Here is an 18,101-nt window from a genome sequence, read left to right as displayed (position 1 = left end):
CAACAAACCGAGCCGTGCGGCCCGATTGTGACGGAACCAAGAAGATTTGTCGCAGTGCAACACATCTTCGAGAGTGTTTAACGTCAAACATGCGAGCTTCGCGGTGACGAATACGGAATGAATCGTTACTGTTCTGCTCATGAGTATGGCCACCACCGATACGCCGAAACCCGAGACGAAGTTCGATGCCGAAGCCTTCGCGATGAACGTCGCGCGGGCGATGGAGAGCGGTGGCAAGGCGCTGGCCGCCTACCTTAAGCCGCGCGAGAGCGGCGAGGTGCAGGACCGCCCGCCGCCCGAGCTCACGGAGATGGTCAAGACCTTCACCGCGGTCGCCGAATACTGGCTATCGGACTCCTCGCGCTCGTCCGATCTGCAGACCAAGCTCGCCAAAGACTATCTCGACCTCTGGGGCTCGGCGGCGCGCCGCCTGGCCGGTCAGAACGCCGAGCCGGCGATCGCGCCCTCGCCGCGCGACAAGCGCTTCGCCGATCCGGAGTGGAAGTCGAACCAATTCTTCGACTTCGTCATGCAGCTCTATCTGCTCACGACCAAATGGGCGCAGGAACTGGTGCGCGACGCCGAAGGGCTCGATCCGAACACGCGCCGCAAGGCCGAGTTCTACGTCCAACAGGTCACCAACGCGCTCTCGCCGTCGAACTTCGTGCTGACCAATCCCGAGGTGCTGCGCGAGACGGTGGCGTCCAGCGGCGAGAACCTCGCGCGCGGCCTGAAGATGCTGGCCGAGGACATCGCCGCCGGCAAGGGCATGCTGAAGATCCGCCAGTCCAACCCGGACAATCTCGTCGTCGGCGTCAACATGGCGACGACGCCGGGCAAGGTGATCTACCAGAACGAGATGATGCAGCTGATCCAGTATTCGCCGACGACGGAGAAGGTGCTGCGCACCCCGCTCCTGATCGTGCCGCCCTGGATCAACAAGTTCTACATCCTCGATCTCAAGCCGGAGAAATCCTACATCAAGTGGTGCGTCGACCAGGGCATCACCGTGTTCGTGGTCTCATGGGTCAATCCCGACAAGCGGCTCGGCACCAAGGGCTGGGAAGACTACATGAAGGAAGGCCCCCTCACGGCGATGGACGTGATCGAGAAGGTCACCGGCGAGATGAAGGTGCACACCGCCGGCTATTGCGTCGGCGGTACGATGCTCGCGACCACGCTGGCCTGGCTTGCCGAGAAGCGCCGCCAGCGCGTGTCGTCCGCGACCTTCTTCGCGGCGCAAGTCGACTTCACCCATGCCGGTGACCTCCTCGTGTTCGTCGACGAGGAGCAGATCGCAGCGCTCGAGCACGACATGAAGACGGCCGGCGTGCTCGAAGGCTCGAAGATGGCGATGGCCTTCAACATGCTGCGCTCCAACGACCTGATCTGGTCCTATGTGGTCAGCAATTATCTGAAGGGCCAGCAGCCGAGCGCGTTCGACCTGTTGCACTGGAACTCCGATGCGACACGGATGACCCAGGCCAACCATTCCTATTACCTGCGCAATTGCTACCTCGAGAACCGGCTCTCCACCGGCACGATGGTGCTCGAGAACACCCTGCTCGATCTCTCCAAGGTCAAGGTGCCCGTCTACAACCTCGCCACCCGCGAGGACCACATCGCGCCCGCTGAATCGGTGCTGTACGGCTCGCAGTTCTTCGGCGGCCCCGTGAAATACGTGCTGTCCGGCTCGGGCCACATCGCGGGCGTGGTCAATCCGCCTGCCGCGAACAAGTACCAATATTGGACCAACGACAACATCAAGAACGTCAACGTCGCGCAGTGGATGAAGGGCGCCGTGGAGCACAAGGGCTCGTGGTGGCCGGACTGGCGCCAATGGCTGGGCGAGCTCGATCCCGAGGAAGTCCCGGCGCGCGCGGTCGGCAGCGAAGCTTTCCCGCCGATCGAGGACGCGCCCGGCAGCTATGTCAGAGTTCGCGCGTAGCGGAATCCGGCGCGCTTTCGTATAGACACGCCTCAATCCAGCGACGACACAGGGGACCGGCACTATGACACGCGAATTGTTCTGGCTGACACTGACGGTGATCCTGACGGGGGTTTTGTGGATTCCCTACATCATCAACCGCTGCCAGGTTCGCGGGTTGAGCGGTGCCATGGCCAACCCCTCGCGGGGCGACAAGCCGCAGGCGGAATGGGCGAACCGGCTGATGTTCGCGCATGACAACGCGGTCGAGAACCTCATTATCTTCGCCCCGCTGGTGCTGATCCTGAACGCGATCGACTATTCCACGAAATGGACGGTCCTCGCCTGCGCCGTCTATTTCTGGTCGCGCGTCGCGCACACCATCGTGTATGCGCTCGGAATTCCGGTGTTCCGTACCCTCGCCTTCACCGTCGGCTTCCTCGCCCAGGCCGTGCTGGCGCTGGCGATCTTCGGATTGGTTTGAAGCGGCAGGCTTGCGCCGAAGTCACGCTTTCGCAGCCGCAACCAGCGGTTGGATGACCGATAGACTGTTGCCGAAGGATGACAGTCCGGAAGAATCGGCAACGGCCGCTCTGCCAACGCGCTGGCTCGTTCTTCCACAGCTATATTTACCCATCGCAATTGATTGATTCGGGGCAGACATGAATTGGAAGATTGCATCCGCGCTCGGCGCGCTCTCGCTCGCAGCCATCACGACGCAGGCCGGTGCCGCCGATCTCGCCGCCCGCCCCTACACCAAGGCGCCGCCGATGATCGCCGCGATCTATGACTGGAGCGGCTTCTACATCGGCGCCAATGGCGGATACGGTACGTCGCGCAAGTGCTGGGACCAGATCGCCGGCTTCGGCGCCGGCATTGCCGAAGGGTGCCATGATGCGACCGGCGCGGTGGCCGGCGGTCAGGTGGGCTATCGCTGGCAGAGCAGTGCCTTCGTGTTTGGTCTCGAAGCGCAGGGCGACTGGGCCGATCTCTATGGCCGGAATGCCAGCGCCATTCTCGGCGTCGAGAACCGCACCCGGATCGAGGCTTTCGGCCTGTTCACCGGCCAGGTCGGCTACGCCTGGAACAGCGCGCTGCTCTATGTGAAGGGCGGCGCCGCCGTCACCAGCGATCGCTACCGGGGAGCCGGCACGGGCGGTCTGGCCGGAGCCGAGTTCGACCGTGCCAACGAGACTCGTTGGGGCGCCGCGGTCGGCGTCGGCTTCGAGTACGGCTTTGCCCCGAACTGGTCGGTCGGCCTCGAATACGACCATCTGTTCATGGGCCGGCGCGACGTCACGCTGACCTCCACCGGCGCGCTGGCGCCTGCCGGCACGTTCTCGCGCACCGATCGGATCGGTCAGGACGTCGATCTGATCACCGCCCGCATCAACTACCGGTTCGGCGGGCCGCTCGTCGCGAAGTACTGAGCTTGTGCCCCGGACGCAGTGCAACGCCTCTTGGCGGTGCGCTGCAGAGCCGGGGCCCATGGTCTTGCTTTCGCTTGTCGTGTTCTGGGTTCCGGCTCTGCGGAGCAGCGCTAAGGGCTGCACCGCGTCCGGGACACGAGACTGCCCTACTCCTCCGGCAGGCCGAGCATCAGTCGCATGTTCTGCACCGCTGCACCGGATGCGCCCTTGCCGAGATTGTCGAGCCGGGCGACCAGTAGCGCCTGGTGATATTTGTCGCTGGCGAAGACGTAGAGCTCGAGCATGTTGGTCTCGTTGAGCGCCTCCGGCTCGAGCCGGCCGCCCTTGCTCGCCTCGCTCTGCAGCGGCATCACCTTGACGTATTTCGAGCCGGCGTAACGCTTCGCCATCGCCGCCTGCAGGTCGGCGCCGCCAGGCTTGCCCGGCAGCGTGTCGAGCTGGAGCGGCACCGAAACCAGCATGCCCTGTCGATAGTTGCCGACCGAGGGGATGAAGATCGGCCGCCGCGTCAGGTTCGAATAGAGCTGCATCTCCGGCAGATGCTTGTGCTCGAAGCCGAGGCCGTAGAGCTCGAAGGACGGCGCGCTGCCATCCTCGAAGCTTGCGATCATCGACTTGCCGCCGCCGGAATAGCCGCTCACCGCGTTGACGGTGACGGGATAATCCGATGGCAGCAGGCCAGCATCGACGATCGGCCGCAACAGCGCGATCGCGCCGGTCGGATAGCAGCCGGGATTGGAGACCTTCTTCGCGGCCTTGATCTTGCCGGCCTGGTCCGGCGTCAGCTCCGGAAAGCCGTAAGCCCAGTCCGGCGCGACCCGGTAGGCGGTCGAGGCATCCAGCACCTTCGGCCCTTGATTGCCCATGCTGTCGACCAGGGCAACGGTTTCCTTGGCGGCGTCGTCGGGTAGGCAGAGGATGACGAGATCCACCTCCTCCATCAGTGCCTTCTTGGCGGCCGGATCCTTGCGCTTGTCGTCGGCGATGGTCTTGACCGCAACGTCGCTCTGGAGCTTCAACCGCTCGTTGATGCCGAGCCCGGTGGTGCCGGAGCCGCCGTCGACGAAGACGGTGGCGGGCTTCTTGGCCGCGCCGGTGATCGGGGCTTTCGTGGTTTCGGTGAGGCTCATGGAACGCTCCTTTCGAGCTCGTTGGTCTCGGCCGCAAAGGCTTCCGGCCTCACGTCCTGCATCAGTTGCGCGATTTTCCTGGCGTCGGCCGCGGGCTGCGCGCCGAGCGCATTGGCGATCGCCGTATAGTCGGCGTCGGACTTGTGCTGGTTGAGCTTGAAGCTGCCCTCGACCTCTTCAACCGTCATGACCAGACCCACGATTCCCTTCTTCATCGCTTCCAGCCGGCCCGCCGTCATCTTGTCCGAGGTCCATGGCTTCTTCGGCAGCAGCCAATTCTCGAACTTGTCGCTGAGCGTGTCGACCTGCACCGCGAGCTCCTCATCCGACAACGGCCGTACTGGACCGCTCAGATGCACCGATTGGTAGAGCCAGGTCGGAACCTGATCCGGCGAGACGTACCAGTCCGGCGATACATAGGCATCGGGGCCGTTGACCGCGAGCAGCCACGACGCATCGCCGCCCGCCTGCTTTAGCAGCGGATTGTGACGGGCGAGATGAAACGCGGCATGCGGCGTGCCGTCTGCGGCATAGGTCAAATAGAACGGCAATGGCGAGGCGATCGGCTTCCTGCCGTCGAACGCGCACATGGTGCCGAAGCCGCGCTCCTCGGCGAATTTCAGGCTCGCGGCGCGGTCCTGCTTGAAAAAGGGTGGCGTGTACATCGTGGTCTCCTGCTGGGCCTCCTCGGGGGGCCGCCGGATCAGATCGCGCTGACAGGAGAGAGGATGCCGCGGATCGGGTCCAGCGGCAAAGACGATGATCTCAAACGCGATCGACCGCCCAAACCGCTAAGCTGCGGCGGCGGCGGCGAGCGAACAGGATGGTCGCGGCGTTGATCATGGCGCGCGGCTATAAGGCCTGCGGGTTCCAGGGTCAAGTCCAAATCGGCTCGCGGGATGCCGGGGCCGACCGCCACAATGCCGCACTGGTGACGGCACGTTGCCGCACTGGTGACGGCACGTTGCCGCACGGATGTCATCGGCTTGCAGCGGAATTTCCCTTAAGCGTGGGTGTTCCCGAGAATGACCGGCGGGCCACAACCTCGCCGGGTCCTCCCTTTCGCAACCCAGCCTCAGGACATCGTCATGACCGAGATCACCCGTCGCGCAACGCTGGCCGGTGCCGCCGCCTCGGCGCTCCTGCCCTTCGTGAAGACCTCTCCCGCGAGCGCCGCCGCGCCCCCGGCCGAAAAGCAGAATGCGAGCTTTTATCGCTACAATGTCGGCACCCATCAGGTCACGGTGGTCTGCGACGGCGTTGCCACCGTCAATTTGACCGACAATTACGCGGCCGGTGCCAGCAAGGACGACATCAACAAGGTCTTCGCCGAACATCACCTGCCGACCGACAAGGTCACCCACACATTCAACCCCGTGGTCGTCAACACCGGACCGAAGCTCGTCGTCATCGACACCGGTCTTGGGCCCGACCAGTTCGCGCAGACCAAGGGCAAGGTCGGCCAGTTCCACAACAACCTGGCAGCCGCAAGCATCGACCGCGCGGCGATCGACACCGTCATCATCTCCCACTTCCATGGCGACCACATCAACGGCCTGCTGGCAGCCGAGAACAAGCCCGCCTTCCCCAATGCCGAGATCATGGTGCCGGCGGCGGAATGGAAGTTCTGGATGGACGAAGGCGAGATGAGCAAGGGAATGGGCAATCCGATCCTCGAGAACAATTTCAAGAACATCCGCCGCGTGTTCGATGCCCTGGGCCGCAAGGTCACGCAATATGAGCCCGGAAAGGAAGTCGCGCCCGGTATCACCTCGGTGGCTAGCCCCGGCCACACGCCGGGCCACAATTCCTTTGTCGTCGCCTCCGGCGCCGAGAAGGTGCTTGTACAGGTGGATATCACCGCGGGCGCAGCGTTCCTGTTCGTGAAGCATCCCGAATGGAACATCGCATCCGATGTCGACAAACCGCTGGCACAGCAGACGCGGCGCAAGCTCTACGACATGGCGATTGCCGAGAAGATGCCGATCCAGGCCTTCCACGCCGCCTTCCCCGGTCTCGTCCGGATCGAGAAGGAAAAGGACGGCTCCGGCTATCGCTGGATCCCCGCGATCTGGAACGCAACGCTGTAGGCTTGGCCTGACGCCCTGACCGGGCGGCCCGGTTGCCCGGTCAGATCACCCGCCAGATCCATTCCATGATCTTGGCGAGCACGTCGCCGAACAGCAGCAGCACGGCCGACCAGATCAGGGCCGAGACGAAATTGGCGGCCTGAAAACTCCAATAGGGCATCTCGAAAATGCCGGCCGCGAGCGGCACGGAGGCGCGCAAGGGGCCGAAGAAGCGGCCGATGAAGATGCTGGGGATGCCCCAGCTGCGCACGAAGGCCTCACCTCGAGGCAGGAGTTCCGGATAACGCGAGAGCGGCCACATCTGGGCAACCCTCTCCTTGTAGCGGTAGCCGAACCAGTAGGAGACCCAGTCGCCCAGCGCCGCGCCGAGGCCGCCGGCGATCCAGACCGGGTAGAAGCTGATGCCGCTCGCCCCGATCAGTGCGCCGATGGCCACCAGCGCACCCCAGGCCGGGACCAGAAGCGAGATGAACGCGAGCGACTCGCCGAACGCCAGCACGAACACGATTGGCGCCGCCCAGGCCTGGTGAACGCGCACGAAGTCAGCCAGGGCGTGCGCAAACTGCTCCATCCAAAAAAGCCTTCCCGCCCCGTCTCAAGGTGCTGCTCGATGAAAAGGACTGGTAAGCCAAGGACTTGTGTGACATCAAGTCACAAAACCCGACATGACTAAGGCGGGAACGTCAAATTGCCGGGAAATGGCGGGCCTGCGGCGTAAAATCGCCGGGATTGGCTCCCAACCCACAGCGCGCGGCCCGCCCTCCGGTAACCTTTCCAGGTGAGAAGTGGCATAGTCGGCCTAACCGATTCGCCGCTTCCGCGGCCCTCAAAACGTATCAAGATACATGTCCAAGCAATTGAAGCCCAAAGCAAAAGATGACTTTTTCGGCGGTGACGAGCCGAAGCCCCGCGCCGCCAAGGCGGCGCCGCGCGGAAGCGGCGGGGAAGCCGATTACACGGCAGCCGACATCGAAGTGCTCGAAGGGCTGGAACCGGTGCGGCGCCGGCCCGGCATGTATATCGGCGGCACCGACGAGAAGGCGCTGCATCACCTGTTCGCCGAGGTCATCGACAACTCGATGGACGAGGCGCTGGCCGGACACGCAACCTTCATCGGAGTCGAGCTCAGCGCAGACGGGTTCCTGACCGTGACCGACAACGGCCGCGGCATCCCGGTCGACCCGCATCCGAAATTCCCAAAGAAGTCGGCGCTCGAAGTCATCATGTGCACGCTGCATTCGGGCGGCAAGTTCGACAGCAAGGTCTACGAGACCTCGGGCGGCCTGCACGGCGTCGGCATCTCGGTGGTGAACGCCCTCTCCTCCCGTCTCGAGGTCGAGGTCGCGCGCAGCCAGAAGCTGTACCGCATGACGTTCGAGCGCGGTCACCCCAAGGGCAAGCTCGAGGATCTCGGCAAGATCAACAACCGCCGCGGCACGCGCGTGCGCTTCAAGCCCGACACCGACATCTTCGGTGCCAAGGCCGCGTTCAAGCCGCAGCGGCTGTTCAAGATGACGCGCTCGAAGGCCTATCTGTTCGGCGGCGTCGAGATCCGCTGGAACTGCGCGCCGGAGCTGCTCAAGGGCGTCGAGGACGTGCCGGCGGAGGCGACCTTCCACTTCCCCGGCGGCCTCAAGGATTATCTCGCGGCCGCGATCCACGCCGACACGCTGGTGCATCCCGACATCTTCTCCGGCAAGTCGGGGCGCAACGGCGCGCACGGCGCCTGCGAATGGGCGGTGGCCTGGACCGCGGATGCCGACGGCTTCCTCTCGTCCTACACCAACACCGTGCCGACGCCCGACGGCGGCACGCACGAATCCGGCCTGCGCAGCGCGCTGCTGCGCGGCCTGAAGGATCACGCCGAGCGCGTCGGCCAGGGCAAGCGCGCGGCCTCCGTCACCTCGGAAGACGTGATGGTGGGCGCCGCCGTGATGCTCTCGGTGTTCGTGCGCGAGCCCGAATTCCAGGGCCAGACCAAGGATCGCCTCGCCACCGCCGAAGCACAGCGCATCGTCGAGCAGGCGATGAAGGATCCGTTCGACCATTGGCTGTCGGGCAATCCGAACATGGCCAACCGGCTGCTCGACTTCGTCATCGACCGCGCCGAGGAGCGCCTGCGGCGGCGGCAGGAGAAAGAGACCGCTCGGAAAACCGCCGGCAAGAAGCTGCGCCTGCCCGGCAAGCTCGCCGACTGCACCGATGCCGGCACCGACGGCTCCGAGCTCTTCATCGTCGAGGGCGACTCGGCAGGCGGCAGCGCCAAGCAGGCGCGCGACCGCAAGACGCAAGCGGTGCTGCCGCTGCGCGGCAAGATCCTCAACGTCGCTTCCGCCGGCAAGGACAAGCTGACGGCGAACGCGCAGCTCTCGGATCTCGTGCAGGCGATCGGCTGCGGTACGCTCGCGCAATATCGCGAAGAGGATCTGCGCTATCAGCGCATCATCATCATGACCGACGCCGACGTCGACGGCGCCCACATCGCCTCGCTCCTGATCACCTTCTTCTACCGCCAGATGCCGCGCCTGATCGACGAAGGCCACCTCTTCCTCGCAGTGCCGCCGCTCTACAAGCTGACCCACGGCTCGAAGTCGGTCTACGCCCGCGACGACGCCCACAAGGAGGCGCTGCTCAAGAGCGCGTTCAACGCCAACGCCAAGGTCGAGGTGAACCGCTTCAAAGGTCTCGGCGAGATGATGCCGGCGCAGCTCAAGGAGACCACCATGGACCCGGCCAAGCGGACGCTGCTCAAGGTGGTGCTGCTGGCCGACGACCGCGACACCACGGCGGATTCGGTCGAGCGGCTGATGGGCACCAAGGCCGAGGCCCGCTTTGCCTTCATCTCGGACAAGGCCGAGTTTGCCAGCGACGAGCTGCTGGACGTCTGAGGCGGCAACCCAACCGGCCACACGCCAATCACAGCCCCGGTCCTAAGCCGGGGCTGTGTCGTTTGAGGAGCGGGTGCCCGATCCGGCCGGCTTTCCGGGTGGACTGCCGGTATTTCGTTGATTCCCGGATCGTCTCAAGGCGACTCGGCCAGCGACTCAACGGATGTCGCGACCGAGGCATGTTTGCCTCCATTTCGGACAAAGCCGAATTTGCTAACGAGACGTTACCAAAATCGAAACGCCGGAATTCGCTCAAGTTATTGAAATGCAATCGATATTACAGATTCCCGCGACAACGCCGCAAATACCTCCGCACCGGCGTTTTCCGGCGACTGTGCCTGCCCTGCAACAGCATTTCGGCGAGAACCGTCTATAGTTCGGGCATCAGATGACACGGACTTCAGTGCGCTCGCGCCGACAAGGTTTGGGGATTTTAACATGAAGAAGATTTTGCTCGCTCTGACCGCGGTCGCGGCGATGACCGGCTCGGCCTCGGCCGCCGACTTGGCTGCCCGTCCCTACGCGAAGGCCCCGATGCCGGCGCCCGTCGCCAACTGGACCGGCTTCTACGTCTTCGGCGGCGGCGGCGGCGGTCTCTCGAATGCTGACCAGAGCGTTGTCGATACCGGCACGGGTACCCCGCTGACGATCACTCAGCGCCAGGGCGGCTCGGGCTGGTTCGGCACGGTTGGCGCCGGCTACGACTGGCAGTTCAGCGGCACTTGGGTCGCTGGTGTGTTCGCCGACGGTCAGTTCGGCAGCATCCGCGCCACCATCCAGGATCCGACCCTCGGCATCACTGGCAACCAGAAGCTGGAAACCTCCTGGGCTGCGGGTGTTCGCCTCGGTTGGCTGGTCGCCCCGAACGTTTTGTCCTACGTCAACGGCGGTTACTCCGGCGCTCATTTCGGCCAGACCAACTTCACGACGCTGGGCGGCACTCCCGTGGGCGTCCATCTCAGCAGCTACGATCGGCACGGCTGGTTCGTGGGTGGCGGCGTCGAGAACAGCCTGAACATCTTCGGCATCACGTCGCCCGGCTGGTTCATGAAGACCGAGTATCGTTCGGCCTTCTACAATGCCAAGACTCAGGACGAACTGTTCGACGTCAGCAACCTTCCGGTCGGCAACAGCATCCGCGCCAACAGCTGGAACCAGACGATCTCGACCTCGCTGGTCTACCGCTTCAACTGGACCGGTCCGGTCGTCGCGAAGTACTGATCTGATCTCACGATCAAGCGTCAAAGCCCCGGCATCGCCGGGGCTTTTTCGTTTGAGGTTCTATCGTTCGACACTGACCTTGAGCGCTTCATATGGGCCGGCGAGCCGGGCGCCCCCTGGACGATCTTGCGCATCGACATGCGTCCTCCGCGCGGCCTTGCGGCCACCGCCCATTGTATCCGCACCAGGGCTACGGCTAGTCTGGCGCCAAGTTTTCGTGGCTGCGGCATTCATTGAATGCCGTGGACCGCGACAGAAGCGGACCGATGGGAGGAAGGCATGCGCAGATTTCTGCTGGTGGCAGGCCTGTTTGCCACCGCTCTCGGGCTGCTCTGGATCGGACAGGGCACCGGCACGGTTCCGTGGCCCCGATCGAGCTTCATGGTCGACCAGCTGCAATGGGCCGGCTATGGCGCAGCCATGGCCGGGTTCGGTCTGGTGCTGATCTGGCAGAGCAACCAATGAAGAAACCAGGGAATACAAGCATGACATCCAGCCGGTTCGATCTCCGCGGCAAGGTCGCGATCGTCACGGGAGGCAATGGCGGCATCGGGCTCGGCATGGCGCGGGGCCTCGCCGATGCCGGCGCCGATATCGCCGTGGTCGGACGCAACGAGACCAAGTCCGCGGCCGCCGTGGCCGATCTCAGGCAGCGCGGCGTGAAGGCGATCGCCGTTGCCACCGACATCACCGACAAGGCGGCGGTCGCCTCCATGATCGAGCGCGTCGTCAAGGAGCTCGGCCGCATCGACGTCCTCGTCAACAATGCCGGCATGAGCATCCGCAAGCCGCCGCACGAGCTCGAGCTCGACGAGTGGAACAAGGTGATCGACACCAACCTCACCAGCGCCTTCGTGTGCTCGAAGCTGGCCTATCCCGCGCTGAAGGCGTCCGGCAATGGCAAGGTGATCAACATCGGCTCGATGATGTCTATCTTCGGCGCGAGCTTCGCGACCGCCTATGCGGCCAGCAAGGGCGGCATCGTGCAGTACACCCGCGCCTGCGCCAATGCCTGGGCGCCCGACAACATCCAGGTCAACGCCATCCTGCCGGGCTGGATCGACACCGATCTCACCCGCGGCGCACGGCAGCAGGTCTCGGGGCTGCACGAGCGCGTGCTGGCGCGAACGCCCGCGGGGCGTTGGGGCGACATCGACGACTTCGCCGGCATCGCCGTGTTCCTGGCATCGCCCGCGTCGAATTTCGTCACGGGCACGGCGATCCCGGTCGACGGCGGATTTTCGGTGATGGCCTGAGGCCCGCCCGCCCGCCCGCCCGATAGCGCAAAAAAAGAAGCCCCGGACAAGGCCGGGGCTTTTAATTGAGGCAGTGCTTTTCTTGATCGTTGGTCGCGTTGCGTCGACGTGCTCAGTAGCGGGCGATGGTGGGGGCATCGAACTTGTAGCTCGCGCGCACGACGGCCCACTGAATGTCCCGCGGCTTGGCATCGAAGGTGTAGCTGCCGCCGGTGCCGCCGAGCTGATAGGTCTGGCTGCCGAAGGCCGCGTAATTGTATTCGAGGCCGACGATCCAGTTGCGGGTGACGCCGTATTCCCATCCAGCGCCGACGGTCCAGCCGTTGGCCCAGTGGGTCTGACCGCCGGAGCCCGTCGCCGGAGCGACCGTGTCGGCGACCGAGAGACGATTGTTCACGCCGGCATAGCCGCCCTTGATGTAGAAGAGGTTGTTCTGCACGGCGAAGCCCGCACGGCCCACGACGGTCGCGAGCACGTTGGCGCGCCAGGAGAACACGTCATCCCCGGCACCAAACGCGGTGTTCGTGAACGAGCCCTTGTTGTCGAGGCCGGAGATCGTGCCTTCCACGCCGAACACATAGTTGTTGGCCTGCCAGTTGTAGCCGATCTGGGCGCCGCCCATGAGGCCCGAACCACGCTGCCGATAGCCCTGGCCCGGAGCGAGATCGCCGAATGCCGTCGTGTTGCCGCTGTTGATGAACTGTTCGTTGGTCCATGCGCCACCGATGTGGCCGCCGACATAGAAGCCGGTCCAGTTGAACAGCGGCTCGACGTAAGCGGGCGCCTTCGTGTAGCGCGCACCGAGATCGGCGGCGGAAGCAGCACCCGTCGAAACCAGAGCGGTCGTGCAGGCGAAGGCGGCAATCAATTTATTACGCATGGTACACCCCGTGTCCTTGATGGGCGCACGGTCACAGACGGCCCTTACTAAAATTGAAATCAACACGGTTAACGTGGCGGTTGAACGCGCACCGTGGCGTCAATCCGGTAGCGCTGTTGCAGGCGCGCAACGCGCCGCGCGCGATTTCACGCAACGTTATCCCTACCGAAGTCCTACGCTAAAATTCCGGTGCGGCCCGCGAATGCACGTGCTCCGGCCGAACGCCGAGCGCGATCAGGCGCGCCGGAATGCCCTGCAGCCATGGCAGCGCGGTGATGAGGCGCACGACCAGCGGCACCTTCAGCGGGCCGCCGCCGCCCTGCAAGGCGCCGCTGATGATGTTGTTCTGCACGACCACCTGCATGCGCTGCGTCATCTTCACCGGGAACTCGCGACGGCGCCTGATGGCATCGAGCTCGTGCTCGGACGGGCAGCCATGCTGCAGCTTGTCCGCCAGGATGTTCGCGGTCGCAACCGCATCCTGCACGGCCAGATTGACGCCGACGCCGCCGACTGGCGACATCGCATGCGCGGCGTCGCCAATGCACAAAAGGCCAGGCTGCGTCCAACGCGCCAGACGGTTGATCGCGACGGTGAGCAGCTTGACGTCGTCGAATCTCTTCACCTCGGCGATGCCGGAGCGGAGCATCGGCGCCATCCGCACGACGTCGTCGAGCAGCGCCGATAGTCCCCTCGCCTTCACCGCCTCGTACTGCCCCTTGGCGATGACATAGGCGCATTGCCAGTAGTCGCCGCGGTCGAAGGTGATCATCATCTTGCCGGGCTCGACCCGCGCGAACACGTTCTCGGTCTCGTCGGGTCTGCGGCCGGCCCGGAACCAGAGCACATCCATCGGCGCGCCGATCTCCTCGATCGCAAGCCCAGCGCGTTCACGCACCGTCGAATGCCGGCCGTCGCAGGCGATGGTGAGATCGGCTTCGATGTCGATGATGCCGTCAGGCGTCTTCGCCCGCACGCCGGCGATCGTCTCGCCACGGCGGATCAGATCGATCGCCTCCGCGCTCATCATCACCTCGAGGGAAGCAAAGCGCCGGCCGGCCTCGCGCAGAAAATTCAAGAAGTCCCATTGCGGCATGAAGGCGATGAAGGGGTATTTGGTATGGAGCCGGCTGAGATCGGCAATGCGCACCGGCGTGCCGCCGAACAGGCCGTCCATCTTCTGCAGGCGCTGGTGCGGCAGCTTCAGGAAGTCGTCGATCAGGCCGAGCTCGTCCATCACCTGAAGCGTCGAGGGATGCACGGTGTCGCCGCGGAAATCGCGGAAGAAATCCGCATGCTTCTCCAGCACCACGACGTCGATTCCGGCACGGCCCAGGAGATAGCCCAGCATCATGCCGGCAGGTCCGCCGCCGACGATGCAGCAGCGGACTTTCATGGTCCGCTTCGCCTGTTGATCGGATGTCATTGCCGCCGCGATCTACTATCGATCAAGAAATACCTGACGATACTAGCGCGATTCACGGCGAGACGGTCTCAATTTGCAGCGACAGCCCGTGCGGGCCGTTCGCAGCATACAAAGGCCCGCAGGAGCGCGGGCCTTTGCTTGATGCGGGGATGACTATTTCTGGTCTTCGTTGCTGGTCCCGGACCCCGGACTGCCGATCGGCATGCCATTGGGCGCATGACCGACGCCGGAGTTTCGCTCGGCCTGGGCGGCAGCAGGCGACCTACCGTTCGCGGTCGGTGGCTGAACATTCGGATTGTTCGGGCTGTTGTTGGTCTTGACGTTCGCTCCGGTGGTGGTTCCCTGGGTCCCCATTCCGGACGGAGCCGACGGTCCCGAATTGGCGCTGCTGGACGACGTGCCCGTTCCGGCACCTGAGCTTGCCGCAGATCCCGCGCTGGCACCACTGGCACCGCCCGCACCACCGCCGCCGCCACCTCCGCCTCCGCCTTGAGCAAGGGCGGTCGTCGAGACTGCAGCACAAGCGATCATCACGAGAATGGATTTGCGGATCATGGATCGTCTCCCTGGTTTGGCAGACAATCCGAGTCAGCAGGAGTAGTTCCTTCCGAGAGACTCGACGTTCGCTTGCCTCAGGGCTTTTGCGACTTCCGTTCCCACGGGCGCTTGCCGTCAGCGTCGCGATCCCAGGGTCGGGTGATCGGAGCGACCCTCTCTTCTTCAGCGGCTTTCGCACGATCCGCTTGGACGCGTTCGCGGTCGGTGAGTGGCGGCGCGCCGGGGGCCGCAGTCGTTTGGGCCAGAACCGGAAGCGTCGTAAGGAACGCTGCGATGATGAATTTTGTCATCCCCGGCTCTAGCACTTTCACCTTGACCTGTCCGATTTAACTTCGTTCACGCCGTAAGGTGATCCTGTCACAATCCGCCGGGCCGAACAGCGCATCAATTGTTGCTCCGGTTCGCGCTCCTGAAGCTCTTGATCTCCGAGACGCTGCCGTCGCGATAGGTCAGCTCGACCGAGACGGATTTCGTGCTTGGCGCGAGCTTCATGTAGAGCGGCATGCCGGCGCTGACTGCGCTGGGATCACGCATGTCGCAGGCCGGCATCTTCAGCACCTGGTTGGGCACGGCGGTGTCGATGCCGATGCGCACCTCGCGGATGGCGCAGCGATAGGAGACGAGGTGGGTGTAATAGACGAGCAGCCCGTTGAACTCGCGGAACGACAACCAGCTCGTCGAGGTCATGTCGAGGATCTTGCGCTGGTCGCGGATCAGCGCGGCCTCGGGATCGAACCTGATCGGGAACGGGCCCTGCATGTCGCCGGACTGGTCGACGTAGCGAACCTCGATGGTGCCGGCCTGCGCATCCGGCGGCAGCTCGATCGACGGGTTCGGCATCCGCTTGCGCGTGCGCGGATCGAGCGTATCGATGAAGCCGGTCTCGCGGAAATCGCCCGCGCCGGCCATGCGCCAGGAAATGCCGAGCGTCGGATCGGCGAAGGAGAACGTCACGCTCCAGCCGCCATTGTGCCGCGAGAAGCTCGCGATCGGCGCGTTGAGGGTCTCCTCCTTGGGCATCCTCGGCACCGACACCGGCGGCAGCGCCGCGAGCTTCTGCGGCGGCGGATCGTCCGAACGCGCGACGGCGTCCTTGGCAAGGCCGCTGAGGAAGACATCGTCGACCATCTGGTCGAAATAGACCGGCACCTGCCTGTGCTTCACGGTATCGGCCATCTCGCTGACGGCACGGCGGGTCCGCTGCGCCACCTGAACCAGATTCTCGCCGGGCTTGAGCAGCTCCTTGGCGAAAGTGCGCGTGAACACCGAATTCGGATTGGCGTCGTCATTGGAGAGCCGATCGAGCGCGGTCTGGCGGGGACCCGCGGAGAACACCGAGAACACGCCCTCGGGCAGCTGCGTCATCGGCGCGAGCCCGCCGCCGCCGGCGACCGCGCGGGTGCCCTTGCGCTCGAACGGATTGTTGCGGCAGGCATCGAACACCAGGATCGAGGTCCGTGCCTTCTTGTTCTGCAGCCGCTCGACGATGCGGTCGGCGAGGATCGAGGCGTCGCGCACCAGCTCTTCCTGTCCTTCCGTCGCCGCCGGCACGTCGGTCGGCAGCAGATAGTTCTGGCCGGCGATCTCGAAGCCGTGGCCGGCATAGAAGAAGAACGCGGTGTCGCCGGGCTCGATCGCCTTGTCGAAGGCGAGCAGCGTCTCGGAGAATTGCTGCCGGCTCTGGTTCTCGGCGACCATCACCGAGAAGCCGAGCTGCTTCAGCGTGTCGCCCATGGTGCGGGCGTCGTTGACGGCCTTGAGCAGCTTCGGCACGTTCTTGTAGTCGTTGTTGCCGACGACGAGCGCGACGCGCTTCTCGGCACAGGCTGGCGCGGCGAAGCCGCTCAGGCTTGCTGCGAGGCCAAGGGCCGCCAGAATTCTGAAAAGCCGACGCGTCATCGCAAAATTCCTGTTGCAGAACCGGCCCTGCCGCCGATCTTCGAACGGCAGTTCATGGGACCCCCCGCCGCTGTGTGATAGTCGGCCGAGACCAGATGACGGTTCAAGGGACCTCGGGCTCCGATAGCACGATCGGCCTATGGCCGATTCCGCTGGAATCTGTTTCCCTTTGGATAATTTCGCCGCAAGCGAGGGACTGCCGTGTTGCACTGGTGTACGGACGAGGTCGACCCGAAGGATCGGTTCGACTATTGGCGCGAGGTGCGCGCCAGGGGATTGTTCGGCGTCACCGCCGAGCTCGCGCGCGAGCGGCGCGCGGACTTTTTCGGCGAATTCTCGCTGCGTCAGCTGGGCGGCGCCGGCCTCGTCGAGCTGAAGGCCTCGCCCTACGCGGTCGAGCGCAGCGCGGCGGACATCGCCTACGCCCCGGGTGAGGCGATCTGCGTCTACCAGCAGCTCGGCAGCGGCGGCTGGTTCGGCGGCATGCGCACGAGCGACTTTGCGATTGCCAATGGCAGCTTCGCCACCAGCCATACCGACCTGCCCTACCGCACCGCGCCGCTGGGCACCGGGGGGTTCCACCTGCGGATCCTCAAGATCCCCGTGAGCAGCATCCCGGTGCAGGACAAGCGCATGCGCGAGCTTGCGCCCAGGACCTTCAACGATCCGGCCCTGGTGCCCCTGCTCGCAGCCTGCTTTGCCGATCTCGGCGAGATTGCCGCGGACGATGCGGCCTCTGCCGTCCAGACCTCCTTGGTCCAGGCTTTGGCCCATCTGGCGCTGATCGAGCGCGGCGTCGTGCGGCCCGGCAGCCGTCGGGGACAGCAGGCGCTGCGGACCGCCCGTCTCTCGCAAGCCCGGCGGCATCGTGCGCCACCTTGAGGACCCCAATCTGGCACCGGCCATGGTGGCCGACCTGCTCGGCGTCTCCGTGCGTCACCTGCACATGCTGTTCGAGATGGCGGAAAAGAGCTTCTCCCAGACGGTGACCGACGAGCGCCTGAATCAGAGCCGCCGCCTCCTGCGCGAGGCGCCGGAGCGGCTGATCGCTGATATCGCGGCCTCGTGCGGCTTCGAGAGCCTCGCGACCTATTACCGGGTGTTCAACGCCGCCTATGGCATGGCCCCCGGCGACTTCCGGGCCAAGGGGACCGACAAGGGCACGGAGGGGCGCTAGCTGCTGTCTTGGCGCTGGCGGGCGGGCTGAGGTCCTCGGGGGAAAACCCGAGCCGCGCCCGTGATTTGGGCAAAAACCTCAGGTTTTTTAGGCTCTTCCCGCGCCCGCTCCATTGACTTTGGCCAATTCCCGCCTATGTTCCGGGTCGACGCGGCTCAGATCGAAGAGCGATTCCTGAGCCTTGCGCTTTGTTCGCGTGAGTCAGCACCCCCAGCTTCT

The 18,101-nt window shown here is 64.6% G+C and carries 16 protein-coding genes and 1 pseudogene; 9 read left to right on the top strand and 8 right to left on the bottom strand.

The window, feature by feature from the left end:
* Positions 1 to 139: 139 nt before the first annotated feature.
* The 3 genes from AB7M16_RS00745 (at position 140) to AB7M16_RS00735 (ending at position 3,357) form a co-directional block, all read left to right on the top strand.
* Complete coding sequence (locus tag AB7M16_RS00745) at positions 140 to 1,948, top strand: PHA/PHB synthase family protein (protein ID WP_453942859.1); 1,809 nt, start codon at positions 140 to 142, stop codon at positions 1,946 to 1,948.
* A gap of 64 nt (positions 1,949 to 2,012) precedes the next feature.
* Positions 2,013 to 2,411: an MAPEG family protein gene (locus tag AB7M16_RS00740; protein ID WP_172789140.1), complete on the top strand. Its 399-nt coding sequence runs from the start codon at positions 2,013 to 2,015 to the stop codon at positions 2,409 to 2,411.
* A 178-nt stretch (positions 2,412 to 2,589) separates the two neighbouring features.
* Positions 2,590 to 3,357 carry an outer membrane protein gene (locus tag AB7M16_RS00735; RefSeq protein WP_453942858.1) on the top strand — a complete coding sequence of 256 codons (768 nt, stop codon included), beginning with the start codon at positions 2,590 to 2,592 and terminating at the stop codon, positions 3,355 to 3,357.
* A 146-nt stretch (positions 3,358 to 3,503) separates the two neighbouring features.
* Here the strand turns inward: AB7M16_RS00735 and argC are convergent, their stop codons facing one another.
* Positions 3,504 to 4,487, bottom strand: coding sequence for an N-acetyl-gamma-glutamyl-phosphate reductase (gene argC / locus AB7M16_RS00730; protein ID WP_172789137.1), 984 nt, complete (start codon positions 4,485 to 4,487; stop codon positions 3,504 to 3,506).
* Positions 4,484 to 5,152, bottom strand: coding sequence for an FMN-binding negative transcriptional regulator (locus tag AB7M16_RS00725; RefSeq protein WP_453942857.1), 669 nt, complete (start codon positions 5,150 to 5,152; stop codon positions 4,484 to 4,486). The genes argC and AB7M16_RS00725 overlap by 4 nt, the downstream gene beginning before the upstream one ends.
* Before the next feature lie 423 nt (positions 5,153 to 5,575).
* Here AB7M16_RS00725 and AB7M16_RS00720 point away from each other — a divergent pair, with 423 nt between their 5' ends.
* A complete protein-coding gene (locus tag AB7M16_RS00720; RefSeq protein WP_453942856.1) occupies positions 5,576 to 6,577 on the top strand; it encodes an MBL fold metallo-hydrolase in 1,002 nt (333 codons plus the stop codon).
* Between the two features lie 40 nt (positions 6,578 to 6,617).
* Here the strand turns inward: AB7M16_RS00720 and AB7M16_RS00715 are convergent, their stop codons facing one another.
* Positions 6,618 to 7,148 carry a DedA family protein gene (locus AB7M16_RS00715; RefSeq protein ID WP_271498485.1) on the bottom strand — a complete coding sequence of 177 codons (531 nt, stop codon included), beginning with the start codon at positions 7,146 to 7,148 and terminating at the stop codon, positions 6,618 to 6,620.
* Positions 7,149 to 7,422: 274 nt separating this feature from the next.
* Here AB7M16_RS00715 and parE point away from each other — a divergent pair, with 274 nt between their 5' ends.
* The 4 genes from parE to AB7M16_RS00695 all read left to right on the top strand — a co-directional run bounded on the left by parE (position 7,423) and on the right by AB7M16_RS00695 (position 11,942).
* Entirely contained in the window at positions 7,423 to 9,465 is a 2,043-nt protein-coding gene (parE, locus tag AB7M16_RS00710) for a DNA topoisomerase IV subunit B (protein WP_260383545.1), read from the top strand.
* A gap of 438 nt (positions 9,466 to 9,903) precedes the next feature.
* On the top strand, positions 9,904 to 10,686 hold the full coding sequence (locus tag AB7M16_RS00705) for an outer membrane protein (RefSeq protein WP_172789132.1): 783 nt from the start codon (positions 9,904 to 9,906) through the stop codon (positions 10,684 to 10,686).
* A 279-nt stretch (positions 10,687 to 10,965) separates the two neighbouring features.
* On the top strand, positions 10,966 to 11,151 hold the full coding sequence (locus tag AB7M16_RS00700) for a hypothetical protein (RefSeq protein ID WP_172789131.1): 186 nt from the start codon (positions 10,966 to 10,968) through the stop codon (positions 11,149 to 11,151).
* A gap of 20 nt (positions 11,152 to 11,171) precedes the next feature.
* The gene (locus AB7M16_RS00695) at positions 11,172 to 11,942 is read left to right on the top strand and encodes an SDR family NAD(P)-dependent oxidoreductase (protein WP_453942855.1); all 771 of its coding nucleotides are present in this window, start codon (positions 11,172 to 11,174) and stop codon (positions 11,940 to 11,942) included.
* Positions 11,943 to 12,054: 112 nt separating this feature from the next.
* Here AB7M16_RS00695 and AB7M16_RS00690 read toward each other — a convergent pair whose 3' ends face one another.
* The 5 genes from AB7M16_RS00690 to AB7M16_RS00670 all read right to left on the bottom strand — a co-directional run bounded on the left by AB7M16_RS00690 (position 12,055) and on the right by AB7M16_RS00670 (position 16,705).
* Complete coding sequence (locus tag AB7M16_RS00690) at positions 12,055 to 12,822, bottom strand: outer membrane protein (RefSeq protein ID WP_212258596.1); 768 nt, start codon at positions 12,820 to 12,822, stop codon at positions 12,055 to 12,057.
* 178 nt (positions 12,823 to 13,000) lie between these two features.
* Positions 13,001 to 14,248, bottom strand: coding sequence for an FAD-dependent oxidoreductase (locus AB7M16_RS00685; protein ID WP_453942854.1), 1,248 nt, complete (start codon positions 14,246 to 14,248; stop codon positions 13,001 to 13,003).
* A gap of 153 nt (positions 14,249 to 14,401) precedes the next feature.
* Positions 14,402 to 14,803, bottom strand: coding sequence for a hypothetical protein (locus AB7M16_RS00680; RefSeq protein WP_453942853.1), 402 nt, complete (start codon positions 14,801 to 14,803; stop codon positions 14,402 to 14,404).
* Positions 14,804 to 14,880: 77 nt separating this feature from the next.
* Positions 14,881 to 15,096 (bottom strand): hypothetical protein, encoded by a 216-nt coding sequence (locus tag AB7M16_RS00675; protein WP_172789126.1) that lies wholly within the window; start codon positions 15,094 to 15,096, stop codon positions 14,881 to 14,883.
* Between the two features lie 94 nt (positions 15,097 to 15,190).
* Entirely contained in the window at positions 15,191 to 16,705 is a 1,515-nt protein-coding gene (locus tag AB7M16_RS00670; protein ID WP_212258592.1) for a caspase family protein, read from the bottom strand.
* A gap of 201 nt (positions 16,706 to 16,906) precedes the next feature.
* On the opposite strand from AB7M16_RS00670, the pseudogene AB7M16_RS00665 reads away from it, so the two are divergent.
* Positions 16,907 to 17,882 (top strand): annotated as a pseudogene (locus AB7M16_RS00665) (helix-turn-helix transcriptional regulator).
* Positions 17,883 to 18,101: the final 219 nt, after the last annotated feature.

This window comes from Bradyrhizobium sp. USDA 372 (assembly GCF_053629095.1).
The sequence above is the reverse complement of the archived record's forward strand: the minus strand, read 5'-3'. Positions and strand labels throughout refer to the sequence as shown.

Excerpts from the sequence above, each read along its gene's own strand:
- AB7M16_RS00715 (WP_271498485.1), bottom strand. The coding sequence starts at position 7,148 with ATGGAGCAGTTTGCGCACGCCCTGGCTGACTTCGTGCGCGTTCACCAG.
- AB7M16_RS00700 (WP_172789131.1), top strand. The coding sequence starts at position 10,966 with ATGCGCAGATTTCTGCTGGTGGCAGGCCTGTTTGCCACCGCTCTCGGG.
- AB7M16_RS00725 (WP_453942857.1), bottom strand. The coding sequence starts at position 5,152 with ATGTACACGCCACCCTTTTTCAAGCAGGACCGCGCCGCGAGCCTGAAA.
- AB7M16_RS00685 (WP_453942854.1), bottom strand. The coding sequence starts at position 14,248 with ATGACATCCGATCAACAGGCGAAGCGGACCATGAAAGTCCGCTGCTGC.
- AB7M16_RS00670 (WP_212258592.1), bottom strand. The coding sequence starts at position 16,705 with ATGACGCGTCGGCTTTTCAGAATTCTGGCGGCCCTTGGCCTCGCAGCA.
- AB7M16_RS00740 (WP_172789140.1), top strand. The coding sequence starts at position 2,013 with ATGACACGCGAATTGTTCTGGCTGACACTGACGGTGATCCTGACGGGG.
- AB7M16_RS00705 (WP_172789132.1), top strand. The coding sequence starts at position 9,904 with ATGAAGAAGATTTTGCTCGCTCTGACCGCGGTCGCGGCGATGACCGGC.
- AB7M16_RS00675 (WP_172789126.1), bottom strand. The coding sequence starts at position 15,096 with ATGACAAAATTCATCATCGCAGCGTTCCTTACGACGCTTCCGGTTCTG.
- AB7M16_RS00745 (WP_453942859.1), top strand. The coding sequence starts at position 140 with ATGAGTATGGCCACCACCGATACGCCGAAACCCGAGACGAAGTTCGAT.
- AB7M16_RS00720 (WP_453942856.1), top strand. The coding sequence starts at position 5,576 with ATGACCGAGATCACCCGTCGCGCAACGCTGGCCGGTGCCGCCGCCTCG.
- AB7M16_RS00695 (WP_453942855.1), top strand. The coding sequence starts at position 11,172 with ATGACATCCAGCCGGTTCGATCTCCGCGGCAAGGTCGCGATCGTCACG.
- AB7M16_RS00690 (WP_212258596.1), bottom strand. The coding sequence starts at position 12,822 with ATGCGTAATAAATTGATTGCCGCCTTCGCCTGCACGACCGCTCTGGTT.
- AB7M16_RS00680 (WP_453942853.1), bottom strand. The coding sequence starts at position 14,803 with ATGATCCGCAAATCCATTCTCGTGATGATCGCTTGTGCTGCAGTCTCG.
- parE (WP_260383545.1), top strand. The coding sequence starts at position 7,423 with ATGTCCAAGCAATTGAAGCCCAAAGCAAAAGATGACTTTTTCGGCGGT.
- AB7M16_RS00735 (WP_453942858.1), top strand. The coding sequence starts at position 2,590 with ATGAATTGGAAGATTGCATCCGCGCTCGGCGCGCTCTCGCTCGCAGCC.
- argC (WP_172789137.1), bottom strand. The coding sequence starts at position 4,487 with ATGAGCCTCACCGAAACCACGAAAGCCCCGATCACCGGCGCGGCCAAG.